Here is a 12890-nt window from a genome sequence, read left to right on the forward strand (position 1 = left end):
AGGATTTTTTAGTGAAAGTAATAGTGGGTCTCGGCAATCCGGGCAATGAATATAATCAAACACGTCACAATGTAGGTTTCATGTTGATCGACGCGTTAGCAGAGCATTTGAATATAACAATTTGGAAAGATAAATTTTCCGCAAAAATTGCGGAAGGACATATTGGCAGTGAGAAAATCCTGTTGGTAAAACCACAGACCTTTATGAATCTCAGTGGGAATGCTGTACAGCCCCTTTTGAACTGGTATAAACTGGGTGTTGAAGACTTGGTTGTAGCACATGATGATATGGATATCGAAATCGGCACGATGCGTATTCGTCGTAAAGGCAGTTCGGGCGGACATCGTGGTATTGAGTCGATTTTAGTAAATATTGGCGATGAAAATTTTGCCCGGATACGGATTGGCGTTGGTCGGCCCTTGCCGGGATGGACTGTAGTCAACCATGTTTTAGCGAAATTTGTCGACGATGATTGTGTTAAAATCAAGGAAGTCATCCAGTCATTATTGCCAGCCATTGAATGTATTGTCCAAGAAGATGTCGATAAGGCGATGAATAAATTCAATCCCAAAAAAGTTAAAAAGCAAAAATTGCCGAAACAAGAAACGACGACGGTTCAGACTGGACCCGAAACACCGGAAGGTACTGGTGAAAAACTATGATTACAGCATTGTATGCTGGTGAAAATGGTGAAATTTTTGATGCACCTGGCTATTTAGGCATGGGGCGTATCGGGGCTGAAAATGTACTACTACGTGAGGAGGACCTGATTTTACTTCCGGAAAGTGCAGACTTAATGTTTTTGCCCGATCGTTTGGCCGTAGGAAAGCAAGACGGTCAGGTTATGCCGATTACTGGTCTGGCGGTAGCCGCTATTTTACCAGCAGGCTATACAAGAACCCATATGCCGGCTTACCAAAAAGCGGAAACAGCAGAGCATTTGGCTCTTTATGGGTATACAGCGGTGGTCCTTTATAAAGAAGAACTTTATGTAGCCGCGATTTATACGGATGAAAATTCAAAATGGGACCCGGCACACTATAATACAAATGAATTGAAAAAGTTAGTCAGCCGAACGAAAAAAGATCTCAAGGGCAATCGTATTGTCGAACAAGTGGGCAATTGTTCCTTGAAGTGGCATTGTTGTACGGCGCAAAATTTGTTTTATCGGCGCTGGGAAGCGGGAATTCCCACGTCGCCGACTTGTAATGCCAATTGTTTTGGCTGTATTTCTTTACAGCCGGCGGAGTGCTGCCCTTCACCACAAAGTCGGATTACCTTTAAACCAACACCACAGGAAATTGCTGAGGTTGGTATTTATCATTTGGATAATGCTCCGGAGGCAATTATTAGTTTTGGACAGGGGTGTGAAGGCGAGCCATCTCTCGCTGCGGACTCTATTGCAGCAGGAATAAAAATCATTCGGGGTAAGACACAGCGCGGACAAATTAATATCAATACGAATGCCGGTTACACGCAAGGCATAAAACAAATCGTTGATGCGGGTCTTGATACAATGCGCGTCAGTATTATCAGTGGCTGTGCGGAGAGTTATCAAGCGTATTATCGCTCAAGCTATGAACTAGAAAATGTGATTGCATCGATTCGTTATGCTAAGGATCATGGTGTATATGTATCACTTAATATGTTGTTTTCACCGGGGTTTAATGATCGAGAAGAAGAAGTCATTGGCTGGAAAACATTTCTTGAAAAAACACAGGTTGATATGATTCAGGTCAGAAATCTCAATATAGATCCGGATGATTTTTTGGCTGTTATGCCGCCATTAAAGGGACAAATGGTAGGAACAAAATCATTTTTAAATGAACTCCATCAGGCCTTTCCGAAAATTGTTATTGGTAGTTTCAGTCATTATATTGATAAATAAAAACATTGTGGTGATATTAGAAACAATATAAATATATTTGACTTTTTGACTTTTTTAGCTATAATGAAGGTATAAGAAAATGGAAAAGTGAAAAAATATTGCCTATGCTAATTAAAAATTATTTAAGGAGGTAAACTTTATGTTTGGAATGGTGCCATTTGGTTTAAGAAACAATGCTTCAAAACGCAAAGAATCGTTAGAACGTATCATGGATTATATGTTTGAACAACCGTTGGGTCCGCTCAGTAAAGTAAGTTCCATTTTTTCATCTTTTAAAGTAGATGTTAAAGATTGCGGGGGCTCCTATGAAATTTTAGCAGAATTACCGGGCATTAATAGAGAAGATATTGTTTTGGATTATGATAAAAATTACCTTTCAATTACAGCAAATCGCAATGAAGATCGTGAAGAGCATGATGAGGATGGCAAATATATTTGTCGTGAACGTCATACTACTAAAATGGAACGTTCTTTCTATATTGATGATATTGATGAAAGCAAAATCAAAGCAGAATTAAAAGAAGGTATTTTAAAAGTAGTCTTGCCCAAAAATTCGGTTGAAGAAATTAAGAAGACAATTCCTATTGAATAAAATAGGCTAACGTAGGAAAAGCTCCGGGTGAATCGGTATTGATTTACACGGGGCTTTTTTTCGTGATTTGACTTTTAAGCAGGGGCTTGCTATGATAAAATGATATTTAATCAGAACATTATAGGGGGAGCGGCGCTAGGCGGTTTCTATATTTTTTCAGGGAGTGGAGTTTATTTTGACCAAAAGAAGTGATTTATTTTATACCATGCTTTTGTTTTTGGCAGCAATAATTTGGGGCAGCACTTTTGTTATAACCAAAATAGCAGCCGGATCATTACCAACGGCAGTTATTTTAGCGATTCGATTTACGGTAGGAGCCATTTCAATTGCAGCTTTTTGTGGAAAAGATTTATCTAAAATTGATTCTGCTTATTTAAAATGGGGAATTCTCTTAGGTATTATCACTTTTTTTTCGTATGGTGTCCATATTTTTGGTTTAGAACTCGATACTACACCAGGGAAAAGTGCTTTTTTGACCGCGATTTATTGTGTCTTGGTACCTTTTGTCTATTGGTTATTTCGGCAGGGCCGTCCCGATGGATATAATTTCGGTGCAACTTTTTTATGTTTAATCGGAATTGGTTTGGTATCGTTGACGGATGGTCTGACCATTTTACGGGGTGATATTTATACGCTGCTAGGCGGGATCGCTGGAGCCGTAGAAATTGTCCTTGTCGCGATGGCTTGCAAAGGCCGGAATCCTTTGGTTATGACGTGCTTGCAGCTTGTATTTGTAGCTGTTTTTTCGTGGATTTTAGTATTTTCGCAAGGGTTTCTGCCCGATAGTTATGTCATGAATGATATTTGGGGCATTGTTTATTTAGGGCTCTTTGCTACGGCGGGATGCTTAGCTTTGCAAAGTATTGGGCTTACATATACCAATCCATCCTCGGCAGCCATTATATTAAGTTTAGAGTCGGTGTTTGGGGTGCTCTTTTCGGTTTATTTTTATGATGAAGTTATTACCTTGAAAATGGTGCTAGGGTTTAGTTTGATTTTTGTGGCAGTTATTATTTCTCAAACAAAATTGAAATTCTTAAAGCTCTTTAAAAAATCACAGCCTGTTGAAATTCATCGAATTGGCTAAAGCTTTTATTTTAAATAAAAGCTTTAGAAGAGACATAATATTCCTTTTTATTTTCAGGAATATTATGTCTCTTTTTTTATCGTAGGTATTTATTTATATGATATACTATATGTATAATCTCTTTTGGGTAAAAATAAGTAGATTTTAAAAATTATTTCGTGGTCAGAATTAGATGGAAAATGAAGAAGGTGACTTAGATTAAAAATAACAGAAAATTTTTTAATTTAAAAAATAATTTTTTATTACTTACATTTGTTGTTATTTCAGTATCGTTGCTCGTAACGGATTTTTTGATCAGCGATAAAATATCCACGATTACATATGAGAATTTACAGACAGAAGCTATCGAAATAGCGACAATTACAGCCAGTACTCCAGCTGTAATTGATAATTTGGCAGGACAGGGCGATCCACAAGATTTGCAGCGGTTTGCAAATCGAATTTCTGCAATCAGTGGCGTCCGGTTTGTTGTAGTTATGGATATGAATAGGAAGCGAATGTCTCATCCCGATGCGAGCAAAATTGGGACGTATTATGAAAATAATGATGCCAATGAGGCTTTTTTAGGAAATCCGCAAACATCCATTGACTCAGGTTCATTAGGGGAATCTCTGCGCGCCTTTGCACCGGTTTACACAGCACAAGGGAAACAGGTTGGAGTCGTCTTAGTTGGTATCATGCTTGATGAAGTAACTTCAGCGGTAACTCAAAGTCGCGGCAGTGTTGTTTTTGGCAGTATTTGCGGGCTGGTAATAGGAATTCTTGGTGCCGTATTTTTAGCACGGCAGATCAAAAAGTATACCTTTGGTATGGAACCATTTGCCATTGCAAAAATGTTAGAAGAACGCAATGCTATTTTGGAATCAATTCGCGAAGGGGCCTTTGCGATTGATCAGGAAGAAAAGATTACGATGATTAATAAGGCAGCGATGCGAGTACTCAATAATGCAGAACTAAAGGGCGATCTAATTGGAAAAAATGTTGAAGATTTCATTCCCAATACAAGAATGCAAAATGTTTTAAAAACCGGCAAAGCTGAACTCGACCAGGAACAAAATTTAAATGGATTAACTATTTTGACAAGCCGTATCCCCGTTTATGTAAATAATGAGATTGTAGGTGTCGTGGCTACCTTTCGTGATAAAAGTGAAATGCAGAAATTGGCTGAGAAATTAATGGATGTTAAAATTTATGCAGAAGAATTACGTTCACAGACTCATGAATTTATGAATAAACTTCATGTAGTTGTTGGAATGATTCATCTGGGAAATTATGATCAAGTTAAAGATTATGTGGCGCAAATAGCCCATACATATCAAGTTGAAGTGGGGGCAGTTGTGAGAGCGATCAAGGATCCTGTATTGGCTGGTTTTTTATTGGGAAAGTTGAGCTTGGCACGTGAGGCTGGTGTCAAAATGAAGCTGACGGAAGATTCATTTGTACCAGATTTATTTGAGGCAGATATTGTTCATGACCTTATTACAATTATCGGAAATTTAGTGACAAATGCGTTGGAGTCATTAGAAAAAACAGCTGTCAAGGAACTTTTTGTGAAGATTTTGCATGAAGATGATCGCTTATTTATCGAAGTAAGGGATACCGGACGAGGTATGGATCAAAAGCAAATCAAGTTTATCTATGAAAATGGATATTCAACGAAAGGCGAAAATCGAGGGATTGGTTTATACATAACAAAACGCAGTTTAGCTCATTTGCAGGGAACGATCTATGTTCTTTCAGAACTGGGTCAGGGAACTACTTTTTATGTAAGTTTGCCATATAGGAGTAAGGAGCGATTTTTTGATTAAGGTAATAATAGTTGAAGATGATCCTATGGTTGCAGAGCTTAATAAACGATATATTGAATTAGTCGAGGGCTTTGAAGTGCAAGCCGTGCTTCATTCAGCTGATGCAGCTTTGCAAATGTTAGATACGTGTGCAGTAGATCTTGTTTTACTCGATATATTTATGCCGGGGATGAATGGCATTGACTTGTTGATGAAAATAAGAGAAAAAGGAAAAAGTATTGATGTGATCGTAGTAACTGCAGCTTGTGATAATGCGACGATTATGCGGGCCTTACGTTTTGGCGCGATTGATTATATTATCAAACCTTTTGAATTCGACCGCTTAAAAGATGCTTTGGCCAATTATAAAGAATTAATTCAGGTGATGCGTGAGGATGCTGTGATTCAACAGAAAGATTTAGACCATTATATTTTGTATAAAGATCATGCGGTCAATGTGCAATTGCCAAAAGGGATTGATCGCAATACGCTGAAACGGGTTTGGGATAAGATACAAAGCAGCCAGCAAAAAATATTTTCAACAGAGGAAATTGCTGTACAAGTTGGGATATCACGTGTTTCAATGCGCAAATATTTGGAGTTTATGAAAGAAATCGATGTTTTAAAACTTGAACTTATTTATGGAACGATTGGCAGACCAGTTTATAAATACCGTTGTGCCAGTATGGGAACACAACTTATTACGCGTTACTTTTAGTCGCTATACAAATTGTATTGTAATTAATAAAACAGCAGGACCACAGGAAACCTTACTGAAAAGGGCTCCTTTGGTCCTGCTGTTTTGTTTCACTGACTTTAATTACAAAATAGTTTGAAAATTTACATAATGTATACAGGGTATCAATAATAAGGTATTTTTAACTTAGATAAAGAACGCTTCGAGGATACATCCTTCAACAGGTACATATAATATGCTCGATCCCCGATGCGGATTCTAAATTATTGGAGGTGCAGCCCTTGGGTAAAACGCTGGATAAAATCATAGATATGCAAAAAAAATCGGAGAAAATAATGCAAGGCGGTGGTGCTTCGCGTATTGCCAAGCAACATGAAAAAGGAAAAATGACAGCTCGTGAACGCATTGCTATGTTTTTTGATGAAGGAACTTTTATTGAGTTAGATCAGTTTATGAAACATCGCTGTACAAATTTCGGTCAGGAAAAGAAGGATCTGCCGGGTGAGGGCGTAGTATCAGGCTATGGAACAGTTGATGGACGCCTTGTTTATGCCTATGCACAAGATTTTACCGTAGAAGGTGGTTCACTGGGTGAAATGCATGCGGCTAAGATTTGTAAAGTCATGGATCTGGCTATGAAGATGGGCGCACCGGTTATAGGAATTAATGATTCTGGCGGAGCTCGTATTCAGGAAGCCGTTGATGCACTATGTGGTTATGGAAATATTTTCTTGAGAAATACCCATGCATCAGGTGTCATACCGCAGATTTCTGTAATCATGGGACCATGCGCTGGTGGTGCAGTATATTCACCAGCTCTCACTGATTTTATTTATATGGTTAAAAATACCAGCCAAATGTTTATTACAGGTCCAGCTGTTATTAAATCGGTTACAGCAGAAGAGGTTACAGCTGAGCAGCTTGGCGGAGCAATGACACATAATACAACTTCAGGGGTTGCGCATTTTGCCGCAGAGAATGAGACAGACTGCATTAATCAAATTCGCTATCTGCTCAGTTTTCTGCCAAGCAATAATATGGAAGATGCTCCAATTATTGAAACGGATGATGATGCTGGACGACTTGATGAAGAATTAAATACGTTGCTGCCGGATAATCCGAATCAGCCCTATGACATGAAAGATATCATTGCGACGATTGTCGATAATGGAGAATTCTATGAAACTCATGAACATTATGCCCGTAACATCATTACCTGCTTTGCTCGTTTTGATGGCAGATCCGTGGGGATTATTGCCAATCAACCGGCTGTAATGGCTGGTTGCCTTGATGTAAATGCCTCCGATAAATCAGCTCGCTTTATTCGTTTTTGTGATGCTTTTAATATTCCAGTTGTCAATCTTGTTGATGTACCAGGATTTTTACCGGGTACAGATCAGGAATATGGTGGTATCATTCGCCATGGCGCAAAAATGCTTTATGCTTATTGTGAGGCTACCGTACCTAAAATTACGGTTATTACTCGCAAAGCATATGGCGGATCTTATCTTGCCATGTGTTCACGCGATTTAGGTGCAGACCAAGTCATGGCCTGGCCAACTGCTGAAATTGCAGTTATGGGACCAGCAGGAGCAGCTAATATTATTTTCCGTAAAGATCCGGATGTGGCAGCAAAAACAGCTGAATATATTGAGGAATTTGCTACACCTTATAAAGCAGCAGAACGTGGCTATGTTGATATGGTTATTGAACCAAGTGAAACGCGATCGAGGATTATTACAGCACTGCATATGCTTGCCAGCAAACGCGAAAGTCGACCAGCTAAAAAACATGGGAATATACCATTATAATTTATCGGGTTTGAAAAATTTTACAGGCGGGTCGGGCTGGATACATTTACTGCGAACAACGAAATAGTAAAGGTCGGACCTGCATAATGAACAGGGGGTGCCAATATGGGGATATTTTCATTCTTATTTGGTGAGGATAAAGCAAAACTAAATAAGAAAAAAGTACAGACTGCCGCAAACACGGATCTGCCCGTTGTGAAGCCCGCGGTGGGGCTGTCGAATGAGCTTGTCGCTGTGATTTCTGCTGCAGCATATGCTATGCTGACAGCAGAACACGGTCAAACAGCGTTTAAAATTACTCGTATCAGCAATGCTTGGGTAACGGCAGGGCGACAGCAAGTAATGGATTCTCATAGAGTTTGTAAATCTTAAATAGGAGGTTTTTTATATGAATAAAATGGATCTTAACATCACAATTAACGGTGTCTCTTATGCGGTGGAAGTTGAAAAAACGGGAGGCAGTTCTACGGTACCGTTAGCGCCAGTAACTCCGAGTATCGTGGCTGTACCTGCTGCTCCAGTCGCTGCGAAAGCCCTTGCACCAGCATCAGAAGTAGCTGTTTTGGCCGGCGATACTGCAATTCCAGCACCAATGCCTGGTAAAGTTAGTAAAGTAAATGTTAAAGCAGGGGATCAAGCTAAAAAAGGAGATGTCCTTTTGATTTTAGAAGCGATGAAGATGCAAAATGAAATTTCCGCTCCGGTAGATGGCACGGTCAAGGCAGTGAATATAAGTGGCGGCGATAATGTAAAACCGGGACAGGTTCTAGTAATTTTAAGTAACTAAAATATGAGATTTAGTAAAGTGCTGCAAGATATACTGAATTTTGCATTTTACACGATATAAGGAGGAAGAACAATGGAGTCTTTACTATTACAATACCCTTGGTTAGATGAATTATTGATGGGGTTTATAGGTCTTACGTGGAAACATGTAGTCATGTGGGCGATCAGTGCCTTACTTATTTATTTGGCAGTAAAACGCGATTATGAGCCGAATTTGCTTTTACCAATTGGTTTTGGTGCTTTGTTGGCAAACATACCAAGCTCATCCGCTATTTCTCAGGTAGTCGGCGAAGAAGGCTTTTTGTGGGTCTTATATAAAGGTGGAATTGCCAATGAACTATTTCCTATTTTAATCTTTATTGCTATTGGTGCCATGTGTGATTTTACACCATTGATTCGGCGCCCTATCGTAATGCTGTTTGCCGCAGCCGCTCAAGTAGGTATCTTTGGAACCGCAATTTTGGCAACGTTGATGGGATTCTCATTTGAACATGCCGCTTCCATTGGTATTATTGGTGCTGCGGATGGTCCGACAACAATTTATGTTGCCAGCCGTTTTGCCCAAGAACTCCTCGGACCATTATCCGTGGCAGCGTATTCTTATATGTCATTAGTACCAATTATTCAGCCACCGGTTATTAAGGCTTTGACAACAGAATCGGAACGTAAAATAAAAATGGGTTATTCGGAGGAAGATGCTGTTTCGAAAACCACGCAATTTTTGTTCCCGCTCATGATTGTACTTATTGCGGGGATTGTAGCTCCTATTTCGGTTGCACTGATTGGCAGCTTGATGTTTGGGAATATTCTAAAAGTTTCCGGCGTTGTTGAAAATCTTTCCAATGCAGCACAAAATGAACTTTCGAATCTCGTAACCTTGCTTTTAGGTATCACAATCGGTGGTACGATGTCAGGTGAAAACTTTTTAACGGTTCAGGTAGCTATGATTATGGGACTTGGCGCGGTTGCCTTTGTATTTGATACTGCTGGCGGCGTATTATTTGCTAAGTTATTAAATTTATGCAGAACGGAAAAAATAAATCCAATGATCGGTGCCTGCGGAATATCGGCTTTTCCAATGTCTGGCCGTGTTATTGCCAAAATGGCTTTGAAAGAAGATCCAAGTAATTTTATCATCCAGCATGCAATCGGTGTTAACGTAGCTGGACAGGTGGCTTCGGTTGTTGCTGGTGGCTTAGTGCTGGCACTTATACCGGCGCTTGCAAAATAAAAAGTGAGGTGTTACAAATGGATGGAGCAGTTTTGAAATCGGTTACTATGATGGCTATTGCCTTACCAACCATGTTTATTGTTATCGGTGTTTTTATGTTAGCCACTACATTGCTGCATAAAGCTTTTCCGGCTTCGGATGACGAAAAAGACGATTAATCGTGCAGTAACGTTAAATACTAAAATGTAAATTTATGAAAAATGATGGTAGTCGAGTTTTCTATAAAAGGGAGAATTCTAAGATGTAATAGATACTAGGTAATTGTAATATAAGGAGGCATACTTCTATGGAAGCACTCTCTAGCGCAGCTATAGCTTCATTAGTTGGTATTGTAATTGTAGTTGGTATATCTATGTATAATGAAGATCTGAATGTTGGTATTATTGCCATAGCTTTTGCTATCGGTATTGGTTCTCTTTTTGCAAATCTTTCAGCAGTTAAAATCATGCAGGCTTGGCCAGTTGATTTGTTTATGGTATTAACAGGTGTAACATTTTTATTTGGTATTGCCACAACAAATGGAACAATGGAAAAACTGACGGCTAAGGCCATACGTTTGGCTAAAGGCAATACAGCTTTAATTCCCTTAATAATTTTTATCTTAATTACGATTATTACGACGATTGGCCCTGGGAATATTGCTACGGTAACGCTTATGGCACCTGTAGTTATGGCTATAGCGAATCGCATTGGCATGAAAGCATTCTTAATGACGCTGCTTGTCGTTGGAGCTGCGAATGGTGCAGCTTTTTCACCAATTGCACCAAGTGGAATTATTTCTAACTCCTTTATTGCCAAAATGGCGCCACAGCTTGAAGCTATGGGACAGCATATGGGCGATTTGAATATGTTAGCTTGGAAGATTCATTTAAACTCTGAAATTGCTCAGCTAGCTGCCAATATCGGTGGGTTTTTAGTACTTGGCGGGTGGACTTGGATCAGAAATCAACGTACTTCGAGTTTGAGCATTGATGATATTGCTCCAAAACCAGAACCTTTTGATAAAAAACAATGGATGACTTTGGGCTCTATTGCGATACTGGTACTTTTAGTTATTCTGCCAAGTTTATCGTTGACGAAACCATTTTTCACACCAATGATCATGAATCTTATTGGTAATGGTAAGGTGACAAATGTAGGTGCTATCGCCTTTTTACTTTCATCGATTCTCTTAGTTTTAAATGCTGGTGACAGCAAAGCGGCTGTTAAGGCTGTTCCTTGGTCGGTTATTATTATGGTAGGCGGCATGGGGATCTTGATCGATGTTATGGATAAAGCCGGCGGATTAAATGCGATGGTAGGTCTCATTGCAAATGTATCTAATACAACCAGCATAAACGGTGTATTGGCTGTTGCGACAGGATTTATTTCTTCCTTTTCCAGTTCTTCCGGTGTAGTAATGCCAATGTTTTTACCGCTGGTTCCAGGACTGGTTGATCAACTTGGTGGTGGAAATGCCATTGCCATGATTTCCTCAATTGATGTTGGTTCCCACTTAGTAGATACATCACCATTATCACTTTTTGGTGCAATGTGTATTGCCTGTGCAGATGATAAAGAAGATAAGGGGAAGTTATTTCGTCAATTGTTGATTTGGGGTTTCTCCATGTGCATTGTTGGCGGTATTCTTTGTTATGTATTCTTCGGGTTACTTGAACTTTAATAAAATCTATACATGAGGGAGTGCTGAAATGAATATTTCGCACTCTCCTTTTATCAAAAAAAGCTTAAATGAAAGTGGTGGACTATATGAGTGCTGTAGTAAAATCAATATCTATATCTACAAAAAAAAATAGATGGGTCATGATGGTTAGCATACTGTTTTTTACGGTATTGCTGGGGTTTAATATTATGAACTTTATTATGCTGCATATTTTTCAGCCGCTTGGATTCGCTTTTGATGCTCTTTTTATATTTGTGTTATTTAATCGGATTAATGCAGAGTATATTTGTGAAATAGAAGCGAAGTCATTAGTCTTCATAAAAAAAAGTTTTTGGGGTACAAAAAAATATGAGGTTTTGAATCATTCCATTATGGGAATCTATTTATATCAGCCTAAATTAATCGATATTACAAATTTTAGAAGAACATATAGGATGCAATCGGCACTTGATCCGAGAAATGTATGGACTGTTGCTTATACGGTTTCTGGCAAAAAAAACAAAATAGAAAATTGTCGAATTTATTTTAAACCGGATCAAAAATTTTTAGCTGAGCTTACTAAAAAACTGCCAAATAAAATCATGGAAAATGATGAAAAAGCAGTACTGGCCGATTTGAATAGGGTCTAAGGCGAGCCGTGCTATAGTTGAATTATCAAAACAGGTACAATGAAGCAATAAGCTAGGAGGCAAAAATTATGAGTAATGATAAAGTAAAAGCTGACTTGGCTGCCTATGAAGCCAAAGTAGAAAAAGCAATCGCGAAATTCCCGGAACGGGCTAATATTCCAAAACAGCGTATTTATACACCGCTTGATATTCAAAATACAGATTATGCCGATGAAATCGGATTCCCAGGGGTATATCCTTTCACTCGTGGCGTACAGCCTACGATGTATCGTGGTCGTTTCTGGACAATGCGTATGTATGCAGGGTTTTCCACTGCCGAAGAATCCAACAAACGGTATCGCTATTTGATTGAATCCGGTGCTACAGGTCTTTCCTGCGCATTTGACTTACCAACGCAGATCGGTTATGACTCCGATGATGATATCTCGGAAGGTGAAGTTGGTAAAGTAGGGGTTGCTATTGATTCGCTCGCAGATATGGAACTTCTTTTTGATAAAATTGATCTTGGTAAAGTTTCGACTTCCATGACGATCAATGCTCCAGCATCCGTACTGCTTGCTATGTACATAGCGGTTGGTGAAAAACAGGGTGTTAGTGCAGATCAACTAAAAGGAACCATTCAAAATGATATTTTAAAAGAATATTCAGCTCGTGGAACGTATATTTTCCCACCAAGACCATCCATGCGTTTGATTACAAATATCTTTGCTTATTGTGCA

The 12890-nt window shown here is 39.0% G+C and carries 14 protein-coding genes; all 14 read left to right on the forward strand.

All coding sequences use genetic code 11. The features are described from left to right. Positions 1 to 11 precede the first annotated feature (11 nt). Entirely contained in the window at positions 12 to 662 is a 651-nt protein-coding gene (pth, locus tag F606_RS0111360; RefSeq protein ID WP_019554012.1) for an aminoacyl-tRNA hydrolase, read from the forward strand. Further along, positions 659 to 1888, forward strand: a complete 1230-nt coding sequence (locus F606_RS0111365; RefSeq protein WP_019554013.1) for a radical SAM family protein — start codon at positions 659 to 661, stop codon at positions 1886 to 1888. The genes pth and F606_RS0111365 overlap by 4 nt, the downstream gene beginning before the upstream one ends. Before the next feature lie 139 nt (positions 1889 to 2027). Continuing rightward, positions 2028 to 2480, forward strand: coding sequence for an Hsp20/alpha crystallin family protein (locus tag F606_RS0111370; protein ID WP_019554014.1), 453 nt, complete (start codon positions 2028 to 2030; stop codon positions 2478 to 2480). Positions 2481 to 2655: 175 nt separating this feature from the next. Continuing rightward, positions 2656 to 3567 (forward strand): DMT family transporter, encoded by a 912-nt coding sequence (locus tag F606_RS0111375; RefSeq protein ID WP_019554015.1) that lies wholly within the window; start codon positions 2656 to 2658, stop codon positions 3565 to 3567. A 197-nt stretch (positions 3568 to 3764) separates the two neighbouring features. Then, positions 3765 to 5375: a DcuS/MalK family sensor histidine kinase gene (gene dcuS, locus F606_RS0111380; protein ID WP_026329362.1), complete on the forward strand. Its 1611-nt coding sequence runs from the start codon at positions 3765 to 3767 to the stop codon at positions 5373 to 5375. Next, the gene (locus tag F606_RS0111385) at positions 5368 to 6072 is read left to right on the forward strand and encodes a response regulator (RefSeq protein ID WP_019554017.1); all 705 of its coding nucleotides are present in this window, start codon (positions 5368 to 5370) and stop codon (positions 6070 to 6072) included. Before dcuS ends, F606_RS0111385 begins: the two co-directional genes overlap by 8 nt. 290 nt (positions 6073 to 6362) lie before the next feature. Continuing rightward, complete coding sequence (gene mmdA / locus F606_RS0111390; RefSeq protein WP_033368341.1) at positions 6363 to 7862, forward strand: methylmalonyl-CoA decarboxylase subunit alpha; 1500 nt, start codon at positions 6363 to 6365, stop codon at positions 7860 to 7862. A 105-nt stretch (positions 7863 to 7967) separates the two neighbouring features. After that, the gene (locus F606_RS0111395) at positions 7968 to 8234 is read left to right on the forward strand and encodes a hypothetical protein (RefSeq protein WP_019554019.1); all 267 of its coding nucleotides are present in this window, start codon (positions 7968 to 7970) and stop codon (positions 8232 to 8234) included. Between the two features lie 16 nt (positions 8235 to 8250). Further along, the gene (locus F606_RS0111400; protein WP_019554020.1) at positions 8251 to 8649 is read left to right on the forward strand and encodes a biotin/lipoyl-containing protein; all 399 of its coding nucleotides are present in this window, start codon (positions 8251 to 8253) and stop codon (positions 8647 to 8649) included. A gap of 72 nt (positions 8650 to 8721) precedes the next feature. Then, positions 8722 to 9879 (forward strand): sodium ion-translocating decarboxylase subunit beta, encoded by a 1158-nt coding sequence (locus F606_RS0111405; protein ID WP_019554021.1) that lies wholly within the window; start codon positions 8722 to 8724, stop codon positions 9877 to 9879. Between the two features lie 17 nt (positions 9880 to 9896). Continuing rightward, positions 9897 to 10037, forward strand: a complete 141-nt coding sequence (locus tag F606_RS23360; RefSeq protein ID WP_019554022.1) for a hypothetical protein — start codon at positions 9897 to 9899, stop codon at positions 10035 to 10037. A gap of 128 nt (positions 10038 to 10165) precedes the next feature. Further along, entirely contained in the window at positions 10166 to 11542 is a 1377-nt protein-coding gene (locus F606_RS0111415) for an SLC13 family permease (RefSeq protein ID WP_019554023.1), read from the forward strand. An 86-nt stretch (positions 11543 to 11628) separates the two neighbouring features. Next, the gene (locus F606_RS0111420) at positions 11629 to 12171 is read left to right on the forward strand and encodes a hypothetical protein (RefSeq protein ID WP_019554024.1); all 543 of its coding nucleotides are present in this window, start codon (positions 11629 to 11631) and stop codon (positions 12169 to 12171) included. A 68-nt stretch (positions 12172 to 12239) separates the two neighbouring features. Then, the coding region (locus tag F606_RS0111425; protein ID WP_019554025.1) for a methylmalonyl-CoA mutase family protein at positions 12240 to 12890 on the forward strand (651 nt) is incomplete at its 3' end.

The sequence above is a fragment of the Propionispira raffinosivorans DSM 20765 genome (genome assembly GCF_000381065.1).
Lineage (GTDB): Bacteria > Bacillota > Negativicutes > Selenomonadales > Selenomonadaceae > Propionispira > Propionispira raffinosivorans.

Bases quoted from the DNA above. Each gene is read 5' to 3' on its own strand.
- F606_RS0111420 (WP_019554024.1), top strand. From the start codon at position 11,629: ATGAGTGCTGTAGTAAAATCAATATCTATATCTACAAAAAAAAATAGA.
- mmdA (WP_033368341.1), top strand. From the start codon at position 6,363: ATGCAAAAAAAATCGGAGAAAATAATGCAAGGCGGTGGTGCTTCGCGT.
- F606_RS0111395 (WP_019554019.1), top strand. From the start codon at position 7,968: ATGGGGATATTTTCATTCTTATTTGGTGAGGATAAAGCAAAACTAAAT.
- F606_RS0111365 (WP_019554013.1), top strand. From the start codon at position 659: ATGATTACAGCATTGTATGCTGGTGAAAATGGTGAAATTTTTGATGCA.
- F606_RS0111405 (WP_019554021.1), top strand. From the start codon at position 8,722: ATGGAGTCTTTACTATTACAATACCCTTGGTTAGATGAATTATTGATG.
- F606_RS0111370 (WP_019554014.1), top strand. From the start codon at position 2,028: ATGTTTGGAATGGTGCCATTTGGTTTAAGAAACAATGCTTCAAAACGC.
- F606_RS0111415 (WP_019554023.1), top strand. From the start codon at position 10,166: ATGGAAGCACTCTCTAGCGCAGCTATAGCTTCATTAGTTGGTATTGTA.
- F606_RS23360 (WP_019554022.1), top strand. From the start codon at position 9,897: ATGGATGGAGCAGTTTTGAAATCGGTTACTATGATGGCTATTGCCTTA.
- F606_RS0111400 (WP_019554020.1), top strand. From the start codon at position 8,251: ATGAATAAAATGGATCTTAACATCACAATTAACGGTGTCTCTTATGCG.